The 19,632-nt window shown below is 62.2% G+C and carries 21 protein-coding genes; 13 read left to right on the plus strand and 8 right to left on the minus strand.

Going from position 1 to position 19,632, the window contains the following annotated elements; genetic code table 11:
- Positions 1-20 precede the first annotated feature (20 nt).
- The gene (locus U0029_RS08125) at positions 21-623 is read left to right on the plus strand and encodes an IMPACT family protein (RefSeq protein WP_114852034.1); all 603 of its coding nucleotides are present in this window, start codon (positions 21-23) and stop codon (positions 621-623) included.
- A gap of 2 nt (positions 624-625) precedes the next feature.
- On the opposite strand, the gene trxA is transcribed toward U0029_RS08125, so the two are convergent.
- The 3 genes from trxA to U0029_RS08140 form a co-directional block, all read right to left on the minus strand.
- On the minus strand, positions 626-1,009 hold the full coding sequence (trxA, locus tag U0029_RS08130; RefSeq protein WP_114851972.1) for a thioredoxin: 384 nt from the start codon (positions 1,007-1,009) through the stop codon (positions 626-628).
- A 111-nt stretch (positions 1,010-1,120) separates the two neighbouring features.
- Complete coding sequence (locus U0029_RS08135; protein ID WP_114851973.1) at positions 1,121-2,134, minus strand: LLM class flavin-dependent oxidoreductase; 1,014 nt, start codon at positions 2,132-2,134, stop codon at positions 1,121-1,123.
- A 153-nt stretch (positions 2,135-2,287) separates the two neighbouring features.
- Positions 2,288-3,580 (minus strand): NCS2 family permease, encoded by a 1,293-nt coding sequence (locus U0029_RS08140; protein ID WP_114851974.1) that lies wholly within the window; start codon positions 3,578-3,580, stop codon positions 2,288-2,290.
- A 98-nt stretch (positions 3,581-3,678) separates the two neighbouring features.
- On the opposite strand from U0029_RS08140, the gene tsaD reads away from it, so the two are divergent.
- Positions 3,679-4,716: a tRNA (adenosine(37)-N6)-threonylcarbamoyltransferase complex transferase subunit TsaD gene (tsaD, locus tag U0029_RS08145; RefSeq protein WP_114851975.1), complete on the plus strand. Its 1,038-nt coding sequence runs from the start codon at positions 3,679-3,681 to the stop codon at positions 4,714-4,716.
- 152 nt (positions 4,717-4,868) lie between these two features.
- Here the strand turns inward: tsaD and plsY are convergent, their stop codons facing one another.
- Complete coding sequence (plsY, locus tag U0029_RS08150) at positions 4,869-5,507, minus strand: glycerol-3-phosphate 1-O-acyltransferase PlsY (RefSeq protein WP_012417648.1); 639 nt, start codon at positions 5,505-5,507, stop codon at positions 4,869-4,871.
- 169 nt (positions 5,508-5,676) lie between these two features.
- Between plsY and surE the strand changes: the two genes are divergently transcribed.
- From surE to rlmD, 6 genes are all read left to right on the plus strand, one after another.
- The gene (gene surE, locus U0029_RS08155) at positions 5,677-6,435 is read left to right on the plus strand and encodes a 5'/3'-nucleotidase SurE (protein WP_012417647.1); all 759 of its coding nucleotides are present in this window, start codon (positions 5,677-5,679) and stop codon (positions 6,433-6,435) included.
- Entirely contained in the window at positions 6,420-7,214 is a 795-nt protein-coding gene (locus tag U0029_RS08160) for a protein-L-isoaspartate(D-aspartate) O-methyltransferase (RefSeq protein ID WP_012417646.1), read from the plus strand. The genes surE and U0029_RS08160 overlap by 16 nt, the downstream gene beginning before the upstream one ends.
- A gap of 17 nt (positions 7,215-7,231) precedes the next feature.
- Positions 7,232-8,083, plus strand: coding sequence for a peptidoglycan DD-metalloendopeptidase family protein (locus U0029_RS08165; protein ID WP_012417645.1), 852 nt, complete (start codon positions 7,232-7,234; stop codon positions 8,081-8,083).
- Entirely contained in the window at positions 8,080-8,859 is a 780-nt protein-coding gene (locus U0029_RS08170) for a 3'-5' exonuclease (protein ID WP_012417644.1), read from the plus strand. The genes U0029_RS08165 and U0029_RS08170 overlap by 4 nt, the downstream gene beginning before the upstream one ends.
- A gap of 103 nt (positions 8,860-8,962) precedes the next feature.
- Positions 8,963-9,475, plus strand: coding sequence for a Spy/CpxP family protein refolding chaperone (locus U0029_RS08175; RefSeq protein ID WP_114851976.1), 513 nt, complete (start codon positions 8,963-8,965; stop codon positions 9,473-9,475).
- A 148-nt stretch (positions 9,476-9,623) separates the two neighbouring features.
- Entirely contained in the window at positions 9,624-11,054 is a 1,431-nt protein-coding gene (gene rlmD, locus U0029_RS08180) for a 23S rRNA (uracil(1939)-C(5))-methyltransferase RlmD (protein ID WP_114851977.1), read from the plus strand.
- On the opposite strand, the gene cueR is transcribed toward rlmD, so the two are convergent.
- A complete protein-coding gene (cueR, locus tag U0029_RS08185) occupies positions 11,051-11,446 on the minus strand; it encodes a Cu(I)-responsive transcriptional regulator (protein WP_012417641.1) in 396 nt (131 codons plus the stop codon). The two genes, rlmD and cueR, sit on opposite strands and share 4 nt — an antisense overlap.
- 404 nt (positions 11,447-11,850) lie before the next feature.
- Here cueR and U0029_RS08190 point away from each other — a divergent pair, with 404 nt between their 5' ends.
- The 3 genes from U0029_RS08190 (at position 11,851) to U0029_RS08200 (ending at position 14,403) form a co-directional block, all read left to right on the plus strand.
- Entirely contained in the window at positions 11,851-12,054 is a 204-nt protein-coding gene (locus U0029_RS08190) for a heavy-metal-associated domain-containing protein (RefSeq protein WP_012417640.1), read from the plus strand.
- Positions 12,055-12,207: 153 nt separating this feature from the next.
- Positions 12,208-12,936 carry a glutathione peroxidase gene (locus U0029_RS08195; RefSeq protein ID WP_012417639.1) on the plus strand — a complete coding sequence of 243 codons (729 nt, stop codon included), beginning with the start codon at positions 12,208-12,210 and terminating at the stop codon, positions 12,934-12,936.
- A 72-nt stretch (positions 12,937-13,008) separates the two neighbouring features.
- Positions 13,009-14,403, plus strand: a complete 1,395-nt coding sequence (locus tag U0029_RS08200) for a dihydrolipoyl dehydrogenase (protein WP_114851978.1) — start codon at positions 13,009-13,011, stop codon at positions 14,401-14,403.
- Between the two features lie 6 nt (positions 14,404-14,409).
- On the opposite strand, the gene U0029_RS08205 is transcribed toward U0029_RS08200, so the two are convergent.
- Complete coding sequence (locus U0029_RS08205; RefSeq protein ID WP_114851979.1) at positions 14,410-15,273, minus strand: 23S rRNA (adenine(2030)-N(6))-methyltransferase RlmJ; 864 nt, start codon at positions 15,271-15,273, stop codon at positions 14,410-14,412.
- A gap of 9 nt (positions 15,274-15,282) precedes the next feature.
- Positions 15,283-16,032 carry a glycerophosphodiester phosphodiesterase gene (ugpQ, locus tag U0029_RS08210; protein ID WP_012417636.1) on the minus strand — a complete coding sequence of 250 codons (750 nt, stop codon included), beginning with the start codon at positions 16,030-16,032 and terminating at the stop codon, positions 15,283-15,285.
- 261 nt (positions 16,033-16,293) lie between these two features.
- Between ugpQ and U0029_RS08215 the strand changes: the two genes are divergently transcribed.
- On the plus strand, positions 16,294-18,240 hold the full coding sequence (locus tag U0029_RS08215; RefSeq protein WP_012417635.1) for a SurA N-terminal domain-containing protein: 1,947 nt from the start codon (positions 16,294-16,296) through the stop codon (positions 18,238-18,240).
- Here U0029_RS08215 and U0029_RS08220 read toward each other — a convergent pair.
- Positions 18,225-18,881 (minus strand): arylesterase, encoded by a 657-nt coding sequence (locus tag U0029_RS08220; protein WP_039052191.1) that lies wholly within the window; start codon positions 18,879-18,881, stop codon positions 18,225-18,227. The genes U0029_RS08215 and U0029_RS08220 overlap by 16 nt on opposite strands.
- Between U0029_RS08220 and U0029_RS08225 the strand changes: the two genes are divergently transcribed.
- Positions 18,880-19,554 carry an ABC transporter ATP-binding protein gene (locus U0029_RS08225; protein ID WP_012417633.1) on the plus strand — a complete coding sequence of 225 codons (675 nt, stop codon included), beginning with the start codon at positions 18,880-18,882 and terminating at the stop codon, positions 19,552-19,554. The two genes, U0029_RS08220 and U0029_RS08225, sit on opposite strands and share 2 nt — an antisense overlap.
- The last annotated feature ends 78 nt before the right edge of the window (positions 19,555-19,632 follow it).

A 19,632-nucleotide genomic window follows, 5' to 3' on the forward strand; every position in this document is an offset into this window, starting at 1 on the left:
CGCCGGTACAATCCGGGGGTATGCTCCAGACTCTCGCCGCCGCCTGCTCCTTCGAAGAAGACATCAAGAAAAGCCGTTTTGCCGCGCATGCCGCGCCGGTGGCAAGCGTGGCCGAGGCGATGGCGTTTTTCGCGGCCCACACGGTGGCCGAGGCGACCCATAATTGCTGGGCTTATCGCATCGGCAACGAATATCGCTACAACGATGATGGCGAGCCAGGAGGCACGGCCGGGCGGCCGATCTTGCAGGCCATAGACGGCCAGGGTCTGGACCGCGTGGCGGTGCTGGTGGTGCGTTGGTTCGGGGGAATCAAGCTGGGGGCGGGCGGTCTGGTGCGCGCTTACGGCGGTTGCGCCGCAAATTGCCTGCGCGCCGGGATGTATCTAGACATTATTCCGATGGTGCGTGTGCGCTGCCGCTGCGGTTTCGCCGAGCTGGCCTTGTTGCGCGCTCGACTCGGGTCGGCGGGCGCCGTTGTGCTCGATGAGGTGTTCGATGAGCTGGGGGTGGCGCTGACGCTGGAAATGCCAGCCGCAGTGCAAGCCGAATTGGCTCGCGCCGCCGCCAACATTACCCGGGGGCAATCCGGGTGGGAAGCGCTGCCGCAGGCCGCGCTTGACTGATCTCAGGCCTGTTCGCCTTCGGGCTTTTCGCGAGCTTGTGCGATGTCGCGGTGAACCTGGGCCATATCGACTTCTTTGACCTTGGTCAGCAATTCTTCGAGCTGGCCCGCGCTCAGGGCGCCGGCTTGCGAGAATAGCAGCACTTTTTCGCGGAAGACCATCAGGGTCGGAATGGAACGGATGCCCAGCGCACCGGCCAGTTCCTGTTCGACGTCAGTGTTGACCTTGGCGAAGGTGACGTCGGGGTGCTTTTCTGCGGCCTGTTCAAATACCGGAGCAAAGCCACGGCAGGGGCCGCACCAGGGGGCCCAGAAATCGATAATCAGCGTGCCATCAGGCTTGATGGCTTCCTGGAAAGAATCTTTGCTAAGTTCGACGATGCTCATGGCGTAGTCCTTGCCGGGTGACGGCGGTAAGGGCGAGTGTTACCCAGTTTGCGCGATTCAGGACCGCGATTCAAGTGCGGGTCCGCCAAACGCGGACCCCGCGTGTTGTGTTCAGACAGGACGGCCGACGCCAGCCTGCTTCAGGGAAGCCACGATCTCATAAGAGCGCAGCCGGTCTTCATGGCGATAGAAATCTGAAACAATCATGACCTCATCGGCCTCGGTGCGTGCGATCAGGTCTTCCAGTTTGCGTTTTACCGTATCGGGGCCGCCCACGATGGCCGCCGCAAGCTTCTGCTCGACGGCTGCGCGCTCCCATTCGTTCCAGTGCCCGTCCATGGTTTCGACGGGGGGGTGCAATGGCAGGCGATGGCCGCGCACAAGAGACAGAAACTTGAGTTGTTGGGTCGTGGACAGGAACTGCGCTTCTTCATCGGTGGGGGCCGCGACCACGGGCACGCCTATCATGGCGTGCGGGCGCGGTAGGGCGGCCGACGGCTTGAACAGGTGGCGGTACAGGCGCATGGCGGCCATGCCTTCGGGCGAGAAGTGTCCTGCGAACGAGAAGGGCAGGCCCAGTTCGGCAGCCATGCGGGCCGAAAAATCGCTCGAACCCAACAGCCAGATCGGCACGTTCAGTCCGGCGCCAGGGATGGCGCGCACGGTCTGGCCGGGACGCTCGGGCCCCAGCAGGGCGCGCAGCTCTTCGACCAGTGCCGGAAACTCCAGCCCGCTGCGCGGGCTGCGCCGCAAAGCATGCTGTGTTGCGCCATCGCTGCCGGGCGCGCGGCCCAGGCCCAGGTCGATGCGGCCCGGGTAGAGGCTTTCCAGCGTGCCGAACTGTTCGGCGATGATGAGCGGCGCGTGGTTGGGCAGCATGATGCCGCCCGAGCCGACGCGCAGGGTATGGGTTTTGCCGGCCACCAGGCCGATCAGTACGGCGGTGGCGCTGCTGGCCACGCCGGTGATGTTGTGATGTTCGGCCAGCCAGAAGCGCTGATAGCCCAGCCGCTCGACATGCTGCGCCAGATCCACCGTGTTGCGGAACGCGTCAGCGGCCGTGCGGCCCTGAACGATGGGGGCAAGGTCAAGGACCGAAAAGGGAATGGCGGCCAAGGGGCTCATGGATACAGACTCCGTCGTCATGCTGACGCGGCGTCAGCCATGGAAAGATGGTTTGCTATCCACGAAGTGTATCGGCCTTTTCGAGCCAGGGTCCGAGCAACCTTGCCGCCGGTCGGGTCGATAGTTTGCCTATATCGACCCGATGCCGCCTGCTTAGGTGGGGAAGAAGGCGTAGCGGATCACGAAGAGCGCCGCCACCAGCCAGGTCGCCGGATGCACTTCGCGCAGGCGACCCGTGAAGGTCTTGAGCACGACGTAGCTGATGAAGCCGAAGGCCAGGCCGTTGGCGATCGAGTAGGTAAAGGGCATCACCAGGGCCGTCAAGGCCGCTGGCGTGGCTTCCGACACCTCGTTCCAATCGATCTCGATCAGTTCGCGCATCATCAGGCCGGCCACGTAGAGCAGGGCAGGCGCTGTGGCGTAGGCGGGCACGGAACTGGCCAGCGGCGAAATGAACAGGGCGGCCAGGAACAGCAAGGCCACGACCAGCGCCGTCATGCCGGTGCGTCCGCCAGCCTGTACGCCCGAGGCGCTTTCGACGAAGGCGGTGGTGCTGCTGGTGCCAAGCACGGAGCCGGCCACGATGGCGGTACTGTCGGCGAACAGCGCGCGGCCCAGATTGTTGGGACGGTCCTCGGGGACCAGGCCGGCGCGTTTGGCCACACCCATCAGCGTGCCAGTGGCATCGAAGACCTCAACCAGCACAAACACCAGGATCACGTTCACCAGACCGGTGTGCAGCGCGCCCATGATGTCCAGTTTCATAAAGGTCGGCGCGAGGCTGGGCGGGGCGGAGAACACGCCTCGGAATTCGTTATAGCCCAAGGCCATCGACAACACCGTCACGACCAGAATGCCGATCAGGATGGCTCCGCGCACGCGCAGGGCGTCCAGTACGGCAATGATGAAAAAGCCCAGGATCGCGAACAGGGGGCCGTGGCCCCGCAGATCGCCCAAGGCGACCTTGGTGGCGGGGTTCGCCACGACGATGCCGGCGCTCGACAGCGCGATGATGGCCAGAAACAGGCCGATACCGGCTGCAATGGCGCTGCGCAATGAATGCGGAATGCCGCGGATCAGCCAGGCGCGAATACCGGAAATGGTCAGAATGAGGAAGATAATGCCCGAAATGAACACCGCGCCCAGCGCCTGTTCCCAGCTATAACCCATGGCCTTGACCACGGTAAAGGCGAAAAAGGCGTTCAGACCCATGCCCGGCGCCATGCCGATAGGCCAGTTCGCCACCAGCGCCATGATCAGCGAGCCCAGTGCGGCAGCCAGACAGGTCGCCACAAAAATGGCGTCGCGGTCCATGCCGGTCGCAGACAGAATGTCCGGGTTGACGAAGATGATGTATGACATCGTCAGGAAGGTCGTCAGCCCGGCCACCACCTCTGTTTTTGGCGTGGTGCCATGCTCACGCAGTTTGAATAGCTTCTCCAGCATTAGTATCCCCGGCTGTATATGCAGCGCTGTATAGTCAAAGAAAAAAACGCGGCTTGCCGCGTGCGGGCGTATTTTCGCACCGTGTAAACTCCAGAGCCATGATTATTCTCGGTTTTGAAAGCTCCTGCGACGAAACGGGCGTCGCTGCCGTTTGTACGCAACGCGGCCTGCTGGCCCACGCGCTGCATTCCCAGATCGCCATGCATCAGGAATACGGCGGTGTCGTGCCAGAGCTGGCCTCGCGTGACCACATCCGCCGTATCGTCCCCCTTACCCGCGAAGTGCTGGCGCAGGCCGGTCTGCGCCGCGAAGATGTCGGCGCCGTGGCCTATACCGCCGGGCCTGGGCTGGCTGGCGCGCTGCTGGTTGGCGCCAGCGTGGCGCAGTCTTTGGCCTGGTCATTGGGCCTGCCGGCCATTGCCATCCACCATCTGGAAGGACATCTGTTGTCTCCGCTGTTGGCTGACCCGCGCCCCGAATTCCCCTTCGTGGCCCTGCTGGTGTCGGGCGGTCATACCCAATTGATGCGGGTGGACGGCGTGGGCCGTTATGTCTTGCTGGGCGAAACACTGGACGATGCCGCTGGCGAGGCTTTTGATAAATCCGCCAAGCTGATGGGGCTGGGCTATCCGGGCGGCCCGGCGCTATCGCGTCTGGCCGAGCAGGGCGACGCCAGCCGTTTCGATCTGCCCCGGCCCATGTTGCACAGTGGTGATCTGGATTTCAGTTTCAGCGGTCTCAAGACCGCCGTGTTGACGCGGGTCAAGGCCGCCACGCGCGAGGGTGCGCTGGACGAGCAGGCCCGGGCCGATCTGGCCGCCGCAACGCAGGCCGCCATTATTGAAGTGCTGGCGGCCAAATCCATCCGTGCACTCAAGCAGACTGGCCTGAAGCGGCTTGTGGTGGCGGGCGGCGTAGGGGCCAACAGCCTGCTGCGCCAGCGTCTGGCCGAGGTGTTGCCGCGCATGAAAGCCACTGCCTATTTCCCGCCGCTTTCGCTGTGCACCGACAACGGCGCCATGATCGCCTTTGCCGCCGCCGAGCGCGTCAAGGCCGGTCTGGCCAATCTCGAACAGGGTGATCACGCCTTCACTGTGCGCCCACGTTGGGATCTGGCGGAACTGGAGAGGGGCTGAGCCCTTGAACGCTCATGCCAGAGCAGGCCTCACGCCGCGACGGGCGGCGCGGCGGCTTCGAGCCCTGGACCTCGGTGCGTGCGGCAGACGGTGCTTTGTGGTTTAGCCCGCTTTTCGCGCTGTGCTGCAGGTTTGAAGTCCGGCCTGCCCGTTCAGGCTTTTTTGCTGCCGATGCGGCTTTCCTTGCCTTTGATCAGGCGGTCGATATTGGCGCTGTGCCGATAAAAAAGCAGGGCGCTCACGCCGACCAGCGCCGCCGCTGTCGGCGCGTTCAAGGGCCAGATCGTGCCGCCGCCGAAAAAGTAATACACGGGGGCGAGAAAGGCGGCCACCAATGCCGCTAGCGACGAATAGCGCGTTACCACGGCGACCAGAAGCCAGGTCGCCACGGTCGCCAGCGCCAGCCAGGGGCTGACCGCAAACAGAACGCCCAGCGCCGTCGCCACCCCCTTGCCGCCCTTGAAGCCCAGGGAAACGGGATAAAGATGGCCCAGAAACACGGCAATCAGCACCAGGCCGTAGCCCAAGGACGACAGGCCGGGCGCAAGCTTGAGCGCCAGCCAGAGCGCGAACCAGCCTTTGGCGGCATCGCCCAGCAGCGTGAGGGCGGCGGCGGTTTTATTGCCCGTACGCAGCACGTTGGTGGCGCCTGGATTTTTCGATCCATAGCTGCGCGGATCTTTCAAGCCCATCAGCTTGCTGACGACGACGGCGAACGGCACGCAGCCGATAAGATAGGCCAGCACGATCAGGAGCGCTGCGAACAGCGGCGAGGGCTCGGTCAGAATCATGGCGTATCGGATGTCCTCTGCTAGACGGCGCGCGTGCGCGCCGCATATTGTTGTGGCTGGCGATTCTACCCCGCTCACGCGCCCTGTCCACTCGTTATTGCGCCGATTGTCACCGCGCTGACGGTACAATCCCAGCCTGCCGGCCGTCGGGCCGTTTCACGGAGAAATGATGCGTATTCTGGTTTCCAACGACGATGGCTATAACGCCCCTGGGCTGGAGGCGCTGGTCGAGGCCTTGTCGGATCTGGGTGAGTTGACCGTGGTCGCGCCAGAAACCAACCATAGCGGCGCATCCAATTCGCTTACCCTTAACCGGCCTCTGTCGGTGCGTCAGGCCGCCAACGGTTTCCTTTACGTCAATGGCACGCCTACCGATTGCGTTCACGTTGCCCTGACCGGCCTGATGGACACCCGACCCGATCTGGTGGTGTCAGGGATCAATAATGGCGCCAACCTGGGGGATGACACGCTTTATTCCGGTACGGTGGCGGCCGCGAGCGAAGCGCATTTGTTCGGCATTCCCGCCATCGCTTTTTCGCTGGTCGATAAGGGTTGGGAGCATCTCGAATCCGCCGCGCGCGCGGCGCGCCGCATCGTCGAGCGCCAGATCGCTGCGCCCTTGGGCGTGCCAGCCCTGCTCAACGTCAATATTCCCAACCGTCGCTACGAAGATCTGCGCGGTGTGCGTGTCACGCGCCTGGGCAAGCGTCATCCCGCCGAGCCCGTCGTGCGCACTACCACGCCCTACGGCGACACGGTGTACTGGATTGGTCCGGTCGGCCTGGCGGCCGACGCCACGCCAGGTACGGATTTTCATGCCATTGCCGATGGCGCGGTTTCCCTCACGCCACTCCGGCTGGACCTGACACAATATGCTCAGCTTGAGCAACTGGGCCAATGGGCGGACCCGCTATGCGCAAACCTGTAGGTTCGAAAGACGGTTCTGGCGTTTATTCGCGGCAGGGCTTGGATGGCTACACGCCGGCTAACAGCAATACCCGCATCTCCACCGCGACCCTGCCGCGTCCCGAGCCCCTCAGGCCGGCGGCCAGCTCGGCCAATCTGGGCCTGAATTCCGACCGCTTGCGCCTGGCCATGGTGCAGCGTTTGCGTCAGATGGGCATCACCGATGACCGTGTGCTCGACGCGATGGCCGCAGTGCCTCGCCATACTTTCGTCGATGAGGCCCTGGCGAGCCGCGCCTACGAAGATGCCGCCTTGCCCATCGGCCATTCTCAAACCATTTCTCAGCCCTGGGTCGTGGCGCGCATGATTGCTGCCGTCTGCGAGGCGAGGGCGCCGTCTCGCGTGCTTGAGGTCGGCGCGGGTTGCGGCTATCAGGCCGCCGTGCTCGCCCAGTTTGTGCGCGAGGTGCACTCCATTGAGCGCATACGCGGCCTGTACGAGTTGGCCCGCGCCAATCTGCGCGCCTTGCGGCTTTCCACACGTGTGCGCCTGATCTACGGCGATGGCACACAGGGCGTACCCGGCGTCGCCCCATTCGATGCTATTGTTGTGGCAGCCGCCGGCCTGGCCATTCCCCAGGCGCTTCTGAACCAATTGGCGCCGGGCGGCCGGCTGATCGCGCCCGAGGGCTCGACCAGCCAACGACTGGTATTGATAGAACGAACTGGCACCGCAAGCTGGAAGCGCATGGAGCTTGAGGCCGTGCGGTTCGTTCCTTTGAAGGCAGGAATACAATCTTGAGCAAACAGGAGATTCGTATGCTCAACGGGCAGTCCCTACTGGCCGTTTTTTTCGCGGTTCCCCAGCGGCCCTTGAGGCTGGCCGGTGTGCTTGGCTTGCTTGCCCTGGCTGGCTGTGCCTCCAAAGGTCCGCGAGCACCCGTGGTCGACCTCACCAATCAGCCCGCCGCCGCCACAGCCGCACCTGCACAGGGCTCCTATGTGGTCAAGCCTGGCGACACGCTGTACAAAATCGCGCGCTCGAACAATGTCGATATCGACACGATCAAGCGTCTTAACAGCCTGTCCGACCCGAATCAGATCCACGTCGGCCAGGTGTTGAAACTGAGTGGCGGCACCGTGGTCGCCTCTTCGGGGGCGCAAGCGATTACCGGCGGCAGAATTCCCGCCAAGCCGCTGGAACCGGTCGAAAGCAGCCCTGAGCCGGTTTCGTCCGAGCCTACGCCGGCTCCCTCTACGCCGCCGCCTGCTGAGATCAAACAGCCTGCACGCGCCGCAGACGCCAACGTGATCAGTTGGGGCTGGCCTTCGCATGGCCAGATCATCCAGACCTTCAACAGCAGCAGCAAAGGCATCGACTTCGCCGGTAATCCGGGCGATGCCGTTCTGGCCGCAGCCGATGGCAAGGTCATGTATAGCGGCAATGGGGTGCGAGGCTTGGGTAATCTGATCATCATTAATCACCAAAACGGCTTCATTACGGCCTATGCCCACAACCGGACGCTGCTCGTAAAAACTGGCCAGGACGTCAAACGCGGCGCCAAGGTCGCCGAGTTGGGCCAGTCCGACGCCTCCTCGCCCAAGCTGCACTTCGAGATCCGCCGTCAGGGCACTCCCGTTGACCCCATGCAGTATTTGCCCGCGCGATGACGCCCACTCTGGTTTTCGATCTGGAAACCCTGCCCGATGTGGCCGGCCTGCGCCGGCTGCATGGCTGGGGCGCGGATATCAACGACCTCGAAGTCGCCGAACGTGCTTTCGCCGCCCGGCGCGAGGCGGTTGGTCATGACTTTCTGCCGCTGCATCTGCATCGCGTTGCCGTCATCGGCTGCGTGTTCCGCGACGATCAGGGCTTTCGCGTCAAGACGCTGGGCCAGCCCGATGATCCCGAATCCGCGCTCCTGGCGGGCTTTTTCAAAACGATCGAGCGTTACACGCCGCGTCTGGTCAGTTGGAACGGCTCGGGCTTTGACTTGCCGGTGCTGCACTACCGTAGCCTTATTCATGGCGTGCCGGCGCCCCGCTACTGGGATTGGGGCGACGAAGACCGCGACTTCAAATACAACAACTACCTCAGCCGTTACCACACACGCCATATCGACCTGATGGACGTGCTGGCCAAGTACAACGGCCGGGCCAATGCGCCGCTCGACGATCTGGCCAAACTCTGCGGGTTTCCCGGCAAACTCGGCATGGATGGCAGTAAAGTCTGGGAAGCCTGGAACCAAGGCCAGGCAGATGCCGTGCGCGCCTATTGCGAAACCGACGTCGTCAACACCTGGCTGGTTTATTGCCGCTTCCGTTTTCTGCGTGGCGAGCTTGACCAGACATCGTATGACGCCGAGATTTCTTTGGTGCGCGACACGCTGGCCGCCAGCGATGCGACCCACTGGAAAGAATATCTGGCTGCCTGGGACGCCGCCTGACTCCCGGCAATCAACTGAAACAACACAGGCTGTCAGCGAAACCCGTATGAAACCGGACGACTCGCATAATGGCTTCGCTTGCTACTTTTTCAGGAGATAAATCATGTCCCGCACCCTTGTTCGTAATTCGCTGGCCGCTCTGGCCATGGCAATCGCTGCTGGCGTGGCTGTCGCTCCGGCGACGGCGGCGCCTGGTGGGCCGGTCCATGCCGGTAATCATCGTGGTCCCATGATGGATGATGGGATCTGGATTCCCGGCATCGGCCCGCTGTCCAAAGTCCAGGTTGACGGGCTCAAGCTCGATGCTAAGCAGCAGGCGCTGTTCGACAAGGCGCATGCGGCTTCGCAAGCCGCTATGCAGCATCACCGCGAAGCCGGCCGTGCCCGTCAGGAACTGCTTGATGCGCAGATTAAGGCTGGCAAGCTCGATCCCCGCGCCCTGGAGGCCGATGCAGACAAGCGCCACGCCCAATTCGAAGCGCAGCGCGTGCAGGTGCGCGATCAATGGTTGGCAGTTTGGGACAGCCTGAATGATGGTCAGCGCGCTCAGGTCACTCAGCTCGTCAAAGAACGCCAGGACCGCCAGCACGAGCGCCGTGACCATCAGCGTCGCTAGCCCGGCGTCCAAACCCAGCCCAAACAGCCCGGCTAAGCGTGTCGGCCCGCCCTCTCCATGAGGGCGGCTGCCTCGGCGGTGTTCCGGGCGGGGAGGGCGCGGGCTGGCTTACAATGCCCGGCTGCCTTACAAACTGGACGCTTGCGAGATGGTCGACGAAGTTCTGAAAATCGAATCCCTGGACCTGGAAGCCAGGGGTATTGCCCGCCGCGATGGCAAAGTCGTGTTCGTCGAGGGCGCCTTGCCCGGGGAGCGGGTGTACGCCGCCACGGTGCGCCGCAAACCCTCTTATGAGATCGCGCGCGTGGAGACGGTGCTCACGCCCTCGTCACAACGCGTTGAGCCGCGCTGCCCCCACTTCGGCGTATGTGGCGGCTGTGCCATGCAGCATCTGGAGCCCACCTCGCAGGTGGCCATCAAGCAGCGTGCGCTCGAAGACACTTTCTGGCATGTGGGCAAGATCCGGCCTCAGCGCGTCTTGCCGCCGCTGCACGGCCCGACATGGGGCTATCGCTATCGCGCTCGCCTGTCGGTGCGTGTGGTGCCCAAGAAGGGTGGCGTGCTGGTGGGCTTTCACGAACGCAAAAGCAGCTATGTGGCCGACATGCGTGAATGCCATGTGCTGCCGCGCCATGTGAGCGATCTGCTTTTGCCCTTGCGCGCCATGATCGCAGCCCTGTCGCGTCCCGAGCGTATACCGCAGATCGAAGTGGCGCTAGGCGAGGGGGTGACCGCCTTGGTGCTGCGCCATATCGAGCCGCTCAACGATCATGACATCACGGTTCTGCGCGATTTTGCGGCCCGCCATAACGTGCAATGGTGGTTGCAGTCCAAGGGGCCTGATACGGTGCATCCGCTCGATCCCGCCCATGGCGATACTCTGGCTTACACCATGCCCGAGTTCGGTTTACGCATGCCGTATCGGCCGACCGACTTCACCCAGGTGAATCACGCGATCAATCGTTCGATGGTGTCGCGTGCGCTGAAGTTATTGGAAGTTCAGCCCACTGACCGCGTGGCGGATCTGTTCTGCGGCCTAGGCAACTTCACGCTGCCGCTGGCCACGCAGGGTCGCGAAGCCGTGGGTGTCGAGGGCAGCAAAGCGCTGACTGATCGCGCCCTGGAAGCGGCGGCTCGCCATGGCCTCGAAGGCCGCACCCGTTTCGCAACGCTGAATCTGTTTGAGGTCGATGTATCCTGGCTGCGCGGCCTGGGCTATTTCGACCGCATGCTGATCGATCCGCCGCGCGAGGGGGCGCACGCCGTGGCGCAGGCGCTGTCCCAGCTCACGCCCGCTGAGCGCCCTCGCCGCATTGTGTACGTGTCCTGTAATCCGGCAACCCTCGCTCGCGATGCCGCTATCATGGTCCATGAAGGCGGCTACGTGTTAAAGGCGGCCGGCGTCATCAATATGTTCCCGCATACCGGCCACGTCGAGTCTATCGCCGTGTTCGAGTCGCTAGCCGATGACGAAGTGCTGCATGTGCAGCAGCAGGCTCGCCTCAAGGCAGAGCTGGCTGCGCAGGAGGCGGCCGAAGCAACGGCCCAGGCCGGCGCTGCCAGCGAACAGCCTGCTTAAGCAGGAAGCTGGCTCAGGCCGGCGATGATGGGGCAGTCTGGCCTGCCATCGCCATGACAATGGCGGGCCAGATGCTTGAGCGTATCGGCCATTTCTCGCAGTTCGTCGGCCTTGCGCTCCAGTTCGGCCACATGTTGTAGCGCTATGCGTTTGACATCGGCGCTCGCGCGGCTGCGGTCGCGCCACAAGGCTAGCAGCTCTTGCATCTGTTCTACCGAAAACCCCAGATTGCGTGCGCGCCGGATGAACTGCAATGTGTGCAGATCGTCTTCGCCATAGCGGCGGTAGCCGGCTTCGCTACGCGAAACCGCATGGATCAGGCCTATGCTCTCGTAATAGCGGATCATCTTGGCCGAAATGCCGCTGGCTCGCGCGGCTTCACCGATATTCATGGCTGTATTCCCTTGCACGCTGGGTTGTTTGGCGCCGGACCTTGTCCGGCATGGACGGCACGACCGCCACCTGACTCGGCTCTTTGCCGCCCGCCTGGCGCCGTTTCCATGGTGGATCTGGGTGGCTTGCGGCGCATCGCGCTGCTGTGCCAACCTAGGATGCATGACGCCCAGGTCGCGTCGTTAATAGCGGAGCCAATAGTGGAGCCAGTAGCGGAGTCAATACGGCCGCTAGCAAACTAAAACCGCCTCATGAGAGCGGCTTCCTGATAGTCTGCTGTAGCCAGTGTCATCTTTCCAGTTGGGGGAGGATCGGGCTTCATTCTATGCTTGACCTTACCATCATGGGAAGCCTTAAGCTGGGTTCACGGTGGCTGTTGGCCGCCATTTTCCAGGAGTTCAACATGAGCGTCGTTTTCACTGTTTCCGATATGACTTGCGGTCATTGTGCCAAGACCATTACGCAGGCTGTGCAGGCCGCTGTGCCTGGTGCAGAAGTCAGTGTGGATCTTTCTGCGCATCGTGTCTCGGTCAATCCGTCCGAAGCTGCGGCAGCCATTGAGGCTGCGATCCGTAACGCTGGCTATGATCCAAAGAAAATAAATTGATAGCTAGCCGGCGATTGGAATTTACTATCAATTAATTAAAATAATTGAATTGGATTCTTTGATAGTGAAAGTTTATAGTTTTGCTTTCGGTGGCGCTGACGGCAGCGCCACCAAGACAGAAACTTTGAACTACCCCAGTACCCGGAGAGCGAGATGCTGCAAAATCGTGAAGGCCAACGTGTTCCCAACGTAATGTTTCCCGTGCGTGAGGAGAACAACTGGAAGAAAGTTGGCACTGACGATATATTCAAGAACAAGACGGTCGTGGTCTTTTCCTTGCCCGGCGCATTCACGCCTACCTGCTCCTCAACGCATTTGCCACGCTACAACGAACTTGCGCCGACCTTCTTTGCCCACGGTGTGGATGCCATCGTCTGCGTATCGGTGAATGACAGCTTCGTCATGAACGAGTGGGCGAAAGATCAGGAGTCCACCCACATCACTCTGCTGCCCGACGGTAATGGCGAATTCACTGCCGGCATGGGCATGCTGGTTGACAAAAGTGATTTGGGTTTCGGCAAGCGTAGTTGGCGCTATTCCATGCTGGTCGAAGACGGTGTGGTGCGCAAAATGTTCATCGAGCCTGAAAAAGAAGGCGATCCTTTCGAAGTGTCGGATGCGGATACGATGCTGGCGCATATTGCGCCCGCTGCCAAAAAGCCGGATCAGGTTGTGGTGTTTTCCAAGGCCGGCTGCCCCTTCTGCATCGAAGCGAAAGCCTTGCTGGATGAGCGCGGTTACGATCCCATCGACATTCCGCTGGAGCACAAAGTGCGCAGCCGCGTGATCGGCGCGGTGTCGGGTGCAGGGACGGCGCCTCAGATCTTCATCAACGGCAAGCTCATCGGCGGCCTTGATCACTTGAAGGCGCACTTCGCCTGATTTGCCGGGCAGCCGCCTGCCACTGGACCGCTGCCGCCAGACTGGCGGCAGCACGCGCCTCAGAGAGTACACATGAAGATCCTGCATACCGATATTGCTATCATCGGCGCCGGCACCGCCGGCCTGGCCGCCTACCGCGCCGCGCGCGCAGCGGGCAAGCAAGCCCTCATCATCGAAGGCGGTCCTTACGGCACGACCTGCGCCCGTGTGGGTTGCATGCCTTCCAAATTGCTGATCGCTGCGGCGGAGGCCGCGCATGCGGCTCAAAATACCAGTGCGTTCGGCGTGCATATCGGCGGGCCGGTAAGCGTGGACGGCCAGGCCGTCATGGCGCGGGTCAAGCGCGAGCGCGACCGTTTTGTGGGCTTTGTGGTCGAAGGAGTCGAACATCTGCCCGCCCAAGACAAGTTGCACGGGTATGCCCGCTTTCTAAGCGATACCGTGCTGCGGGTCGATGACCATACCGAGGTGCATGCCTGCCGCGTGGTCATCGCCTCGGGCTCGCGTCCCGCGATTCCGGCGCCGTTTCTTGCCTTAGGCGATCGCCTCGTCGTCAATGACGATGTGTTCGCCTGGGACAGCCTGCCGGGCCGCGTGGCGGTGTTCGGCCCCGGCGTTATCGGTCTTGAGTTGGGCCAGGCTTTGGCCCGTCTTGGTGTGCATGTACGCGTGTTTGGCGTCAGCGGCAGCCTGGCCGGCATAAGCGATCCCGCCGTGCGCCAGGCCGCCCGTAAAGTATTCCAGTCCGAGTTTTACCTCGATCCCGATGCCCGCGTTCTTGAGACTCGCCGTATCGGTGACGAAGTCGAAATCCGTTACATCACGCTCGATAACACCGAGTGCGTGGAGCGGTTTGACTATGCACTGGTGGCGACCGGCCGGCGTCCCAACGTCGATAAACTGGGGTTGGAAAACACGACGCTCGAGCTCGATGCGCGGGGTGTGCCGCACTTTGACCGTCTCACCATGCAGGCCGGACAGTCCGCCATCTTCATCGCCGGTGATGCCAATGCCGATGCGCCGCTGTTGCACGAAGCAGCCGACGAGGGCCGCATCGCAGGTGACAACGCGGCGCGCTATCCGGACATACGCCCGGGCTTACGGCGCGCGCCGCTGGCTGTGGTTTTCTCTGATCCGCAGATCGCACTGGTCGGCACGTCTTATGCGCGTCTGCGCCCTGGCGAGTTCGTCACCGGAGCGGTGGACTTCAGCGATCAGGGGCGCTCGCGTGTTATGCGCAAGAATCGCGGTCTCCTGCACGTTTATGCCGAAATCGGCAGCGGCCGATTCCTGGGCGCCGAAATGATTGGTCCGAGCGCCGAGCATATCGGTCACCTGCTGGCTTGGGCTGCTCAACAGGAATTGACCGTGGCGCGCATGCTCGAAATGCCGTTCTACCATCCGGTTATCGAGGAGGGGCTGCGCACCGCCTTACGCGATGCGGCAAGCCGTCTGGCCGCTGCCTGAGTCCGGTCAGGCCGGGTTCTCGACGTATTGCAGCGAGAAGCCGGCCCGGTCATCCTGGGCCAGTTCGCGAGCCAGAAAAGGCATGGCTTCTTTCAAGGCTGCGTTAAGCGTCCACGGCGGATTGATCAGCAGCATGCCGCTGCCATGCAAGCCGAAACCATTGGCTGCCGGACGCTTGACGGTCAGGCTAGCATGCAGCCAACTCTTGACCGGCAGGCGTTCTAGCTGGCGCGTCATGTCGGCGACTTCGCGGCGCTGCACGAGCGGATACCACACCGCATAGGTGCCGGTCGAAAAGCGCTTGATGCCTTCCTTGACGGCAGTGAGCGTGCGGCGATAGTCCTGCTTATCCTCATAAGAAGGGTCAATCAGGACCAGTCCTCGGCGCGTCGGGGGAGGCAACAGTGCCTTCAAGCCTTCGAAGCCATCGCTTGCGTACACCGTCGCCTGCCGCAGGGAGAGGCGATCGCGCTGTTCAAGATTGCCAACCAAGACCTCGGATTCGCTCGGATGCATTTCGAACATCCGCAGACGGTCGCGGTCGCGCAGCGCGTCCAGCGTCAGCCAGGGCGAGCCGGGATAATGACGCAGCTCACCATTCGGGTTGTAGTCCTGTACCCGGCGAATATAGTCGGCCAGAATCGGCGGCAAGTCATTGCGAGACCACAGGCGTGCAACACCATCGGCGTACTCGGCGTTCTTATTGGCCCAATCGCCGTCCAGGGCGTACAGGCCTGCGCCGGCATGGGTGTCCACCACCCAGTAAGGCGCATCCTTGCGGTTCATGTAATCCAGCGTATGGACCAAGATGGCGTGCTTCAGAACGTCGGCATGGTTGCCGGCGTGAAAAGCGTGGCGATAACTGAACACGGCGTCCCTTTACATCGCTGGCCGGATGTCGGCCAGCTTATCCGTAAAAATGCCGTCCACGCCCCAGTCCAGCAGCTCACGTGCGCGCGTCGGGTCGTTCACGGTCCAGGTCGCGATGCGATAGCCGGCCGCGTGAACCGCGTTGATCAGTTCCGGTGTGGCGTCTTTCTGGTTGATGTTGAGGGCGACGCACTCGTATTTTTTCAAACGCTCCAGCCAATCGGCGGGTACTTTCTCGACCAGCAAGGCACGCGGTAAATGCGGTGCGACGCGCTGTGCTTCGGCCAGCGCCGGCTCTTCAAATGAAGACAGCAGGGGCGGTACGTCGGCGTCTTTCCAGTATTCCGCGCACAGGCGGGCAACCTCGGCGCCGGTTTCGGCTTCGCGGCCGGGGCAGGGCTTGATCTCCACATTGCAGGCGATGCCATTGGCAAGGGTGTAACGCGCGACTGATACAAAACTCGCCATGGGCTCGCCCGCATACGCCGGCGAATGCCAGCTTCCTGCATCCAGCAGCGACAATTCCGCGAACGTCTTGTCCTTGGCGGGGCCGTGGCCGTTGCTGGTGCGGTCGACATCGTCGTCATGCAACAAGATGGCGATATTGTCGCGGCTCAGTTTGACGTCGAATTCGAACATCGTGAAACCGTGGGCGGCGCCGACATGCATGGCGGCCAGGGTATTTTCAGGGGCCAGATGGCCGCCGCCACGGTGAGCAATATAGGGGGAATAGGGCCAGGCCGGCAGGGGAGACGTCATGTGCGAGACCTCAATAACGGATGCGCGTCGGAAACATTGTGAAAACGCTGGCTTTCACGGCTTGCAAGGATACTCTTTAATCATACGGGCGGTCTGGCTGACAGAGCAGTAGGCAGGGCCTCCGGAGATGGTAAACTCCGGCGACTGGCCCGGCGCGTTTTCACGCGTGGGGTCCGGGCGAGCGTCCGGGCGAATAGGTTTCGCCCTTTTTTATGCGTTTGGCTTGGCACGGGGCCGCGCCAATCTGGCAACAGGAAATACATGTTTGAATTTATTCGCACCCATCGGCGTTGGATGCAGTTCATCTTGCTGGTTCTGGTCGTGCCATCGTTCGCGATTGTTGGCGTGCAGGGCTATAGCAGCTTCGTCAATACCGAGGTTGAGCTCGCCAATATCGGAGGGCAGGGAATTACGCAGCCGCAGTTTGACGCCGCCCACCGCAACCAGTTGGAGCAATTCCGCCAGCGCATGGGCAGCCAGTTCGACCCGGCCGTCATCGACACCCCGGCGCTGCGCGAGCAGCTGCTCAACCAGTTGATCGATCAGCGTTTGCTGCTCATGGTTGCGGCCGATAACCGCTTTTCGGTCTCAGATGAAACGCTGCGCAACACGATTGCCGCGATTCCGCAGGTGCAAGATGATGGCCGCTTCTCGCCAGAACGCTATCGTCAGGTGCTGGCTGCTCAAGGTTTGTCACCCACCTCTTTTGAAAACGGTTTGCGCCGCGATCTGGCCGTGGCCCGCGTGCTCGAGCCGATTGGCTTGTCCGCCCGCGTGCCGCAAGAAGTGGTCAACAATGTCGAGCAAGCCCTGACCCAGAAGCGCACCATTCAGTTGCGCAGCTTCCTGGCGGCGGACTACCGCTCCAAAGTCAATGTCAGCCCTCAAGACATTCAGGCCTGGTACGACGCCAACAAAGAATCGTTGCGCATCCCTGAGCAAGTGCAGGCGCAATATCTGGTGCTCGACGAAGCCGCCGCGACGCAGGGCGTACAGGTCAAAGACGAGGATATCGCCAGCTACTACGAACAAAACAAGAACCGCTTCGGCACCCCCGAGCAACGCCGGGCCAGCCACATCCTGATCGAAGCCCCCGCTTCCGGCGAGGCGCGCGACAAGGCGCGAGCCAAGGCCGAAGCGATCGCCCGCGAGGCGGCGGCCAATCCGGCCAGCTTTGCTGAACTTGCCAAGAAGGACTCGCAAGACGCCGGTTCCGCCGCGCGCGGCGGTGATCTGGGTTGGATCGCCGCCAATTCGGTGCCGCCTTCGGTGCAACAGGCCATTGACGGGCTGCCCAAGGATGGCGTGTCAGGTGTGGTTGAAAGCCCCTTTGGCTTCCATATCATCAAGGTCACCGACATCAAGCCTGCGCAAATCAAACCGCTGGCGGAAGTCAAAGAACAAATCACCAACGAAATTCGCAAGCAGCTCGCTTCGGCCCGTTTTGCCGAAATGGCCACCAAGTTGCAAAGCGCCGTCTACGATCAGCGCGACAGCCTGCAACCTGCCGCGGACGCCCTGGGCCTTAAACTGCGCACGGCTGCCGGCATCAGCCGTAGCGGCCTGTTGCCGGCCGATCAGGCGGGCGCGGGTTCCGCCGCAGCAAGCCCGGATGCCGCCTTGCTGGATAATCCCCGCGTACGCCAGGCCTTGTTCGCCAACGACGTGCTGCGTGAAAAGCAAAACACGGGTGTGATCGAACTGGCGCCTGACACCCTGCTGGCTTTGCGAGTGGCTGTGCTCGAACCGTCGCATATTCCCCCGCTCGACAAGGTCAAAGACAGCATTCGTGCCCGCTTGCTCGATGAACGTTCGGCTCAGGCGGCTCGCCAGGCCGGCGAAGAAGCCCTCAAGGCTTCGCAAGCCCAGGATAGCGATCAGGGTTTCTCGGCGCCCCAAACCGTTTCGCGCCAGGACAGTGGCAACCTACCGCGTTCGCTGCTCGAGGCGGTGATGCGTCTGGATGCCGCCAAACTGCCGGCCTATACCGGTGTGGCATCGGGTAGTGACTACGTCGTGCTGCGTCTGGACAAGGTCGAAGCGGGCCAAGCTGATCCTCAGGCGGCCGCCACGCTTGCCAGCCAGTTGGGTAGCGCCTGGGGGGAGGCTGAAGATCAAGCCGTGCTGAAGATGCTGCGCGAGGCCTACAAGGTGCAAGTGCTGCCTGCTGCCGGCCTCGCCATCAAGGGGGATCAGCCTCCGGCCTGATCTGATAGCAAGGGCTGAAGGCCCGGCCATACATTGTTCAACAATGCGGGCTGGGCCATTTCATTGGGGTGTATCCCATCGGCCTGAAAGAGCGCCCGGTCTGTTGCGATTCCTTCCATCAGGAAGGGCACCAGCCGGGCCTTTTCTTTTTCCGCCACATTCTGGAACACCTTGGCGAAACGCTCGGTGTAATCGCGGCCATAGTTGGGCGGTATCTGCATACCCACGATCAGCACTTTGGCGCCTGCCGATTTGGCCTGTTGCGTCATGGCGCTCAGATTGTCTTGCGTCATGTTCAGGGGCAGGCCGCGCAGGGCGTCATTGGAGCCTAGTTCCAGCACCACCACCGCGGGTTGGTGCTGAGTCAGCAAAGCAGGCAGACGCGCCTTGCCGCCGCTGGTGGTGTCGCCGCTGATGCTCGCATTGACCACCCGATAATTCGGGTATTGTTCTGACACGCGCTGCGCCAGAAGCGGCACCCAGCCCGCGCCCCGTTTCAGGCCATATTCGGCAGAAAGACTGTCGCCGACCACCAGGATGGTATGGGAACCCTGGGTAGCAGATGCAGTCTGAGCTTGAGCCGGCGGCAGCATCGCCAGGCTGAACAGCGATACTGACAAAACACGGAAAAATAAACGCATGGATAGCAGGAACGCGATAGAAGTGGTTGGTTTGAGCAAGCGGGTGGCCGATGCCTCAGGTGAGCTCATCCTACTCGATGGCCTTGATTTTACGGTCAGGGCTGGCGAGGCTGTCGCTATTACGGGCAGCTCGGGTTCGGGTAAGTCCACCCTCTTGGGACTGCTGGCCGGGTTGGACGTTCCTTCACAGGGCAAAATTCATCTCGCTGGACAAGATTTATTCTCGCTCGATGAAGACGGGCGGGCCCGATTGCGCGCCCGTCATTTGGGCTTTGTCTTTCAGTCTTTCCAATTGCTGCCCAACTTAACGGCGCTCGAAAATGTCATGCTGCCCATGGAACTGGCGGGTCGCGCTGAGATCCGCCGTGCGGCGCAAGCCATGCTGGAGCGTGTCGGGCTGGGCACACGCCTGCATCATTATCCACGCACCCTCTCGGGCGGCGAACAGCAGCGCGTTTCTCTGGCGAGGGCCTTCGTAGTCGAGCCGGATCTGCTCTTTGCCGATGAGCCGACTGGCAGCCTAGACGTGGCGACCGGCCAGACCATCATCGACCTCATGTTCGAGCTACAGCGTGAGCGCGGCGCCACCCTGGTGTTGGTGACCCACGACCCTGGCCTGGCCCGGCGTTGCGACCGCCAGCTAGTCTTGGCCGCCGGCCGATTGCAAACCTGAGCGGCCCGCTACCACCCTGGGAGCGCGCCGCAGGCTCAGGCCAGACACGGCAGAGCCGACGTGGTTCTTACGCGGATA

Origin of the sequence: Bordetella avium, from assembly GCF_034424645.1 — a bacterium.
In the GTDB taxonomy this organism is placed as follows: domain Bacteria; phylum Pseudomonadota; class Gammaproteobacteria; order Burkholderiales; family Burkholderiaceae_B; genus Bordetella; species Bordetella avium.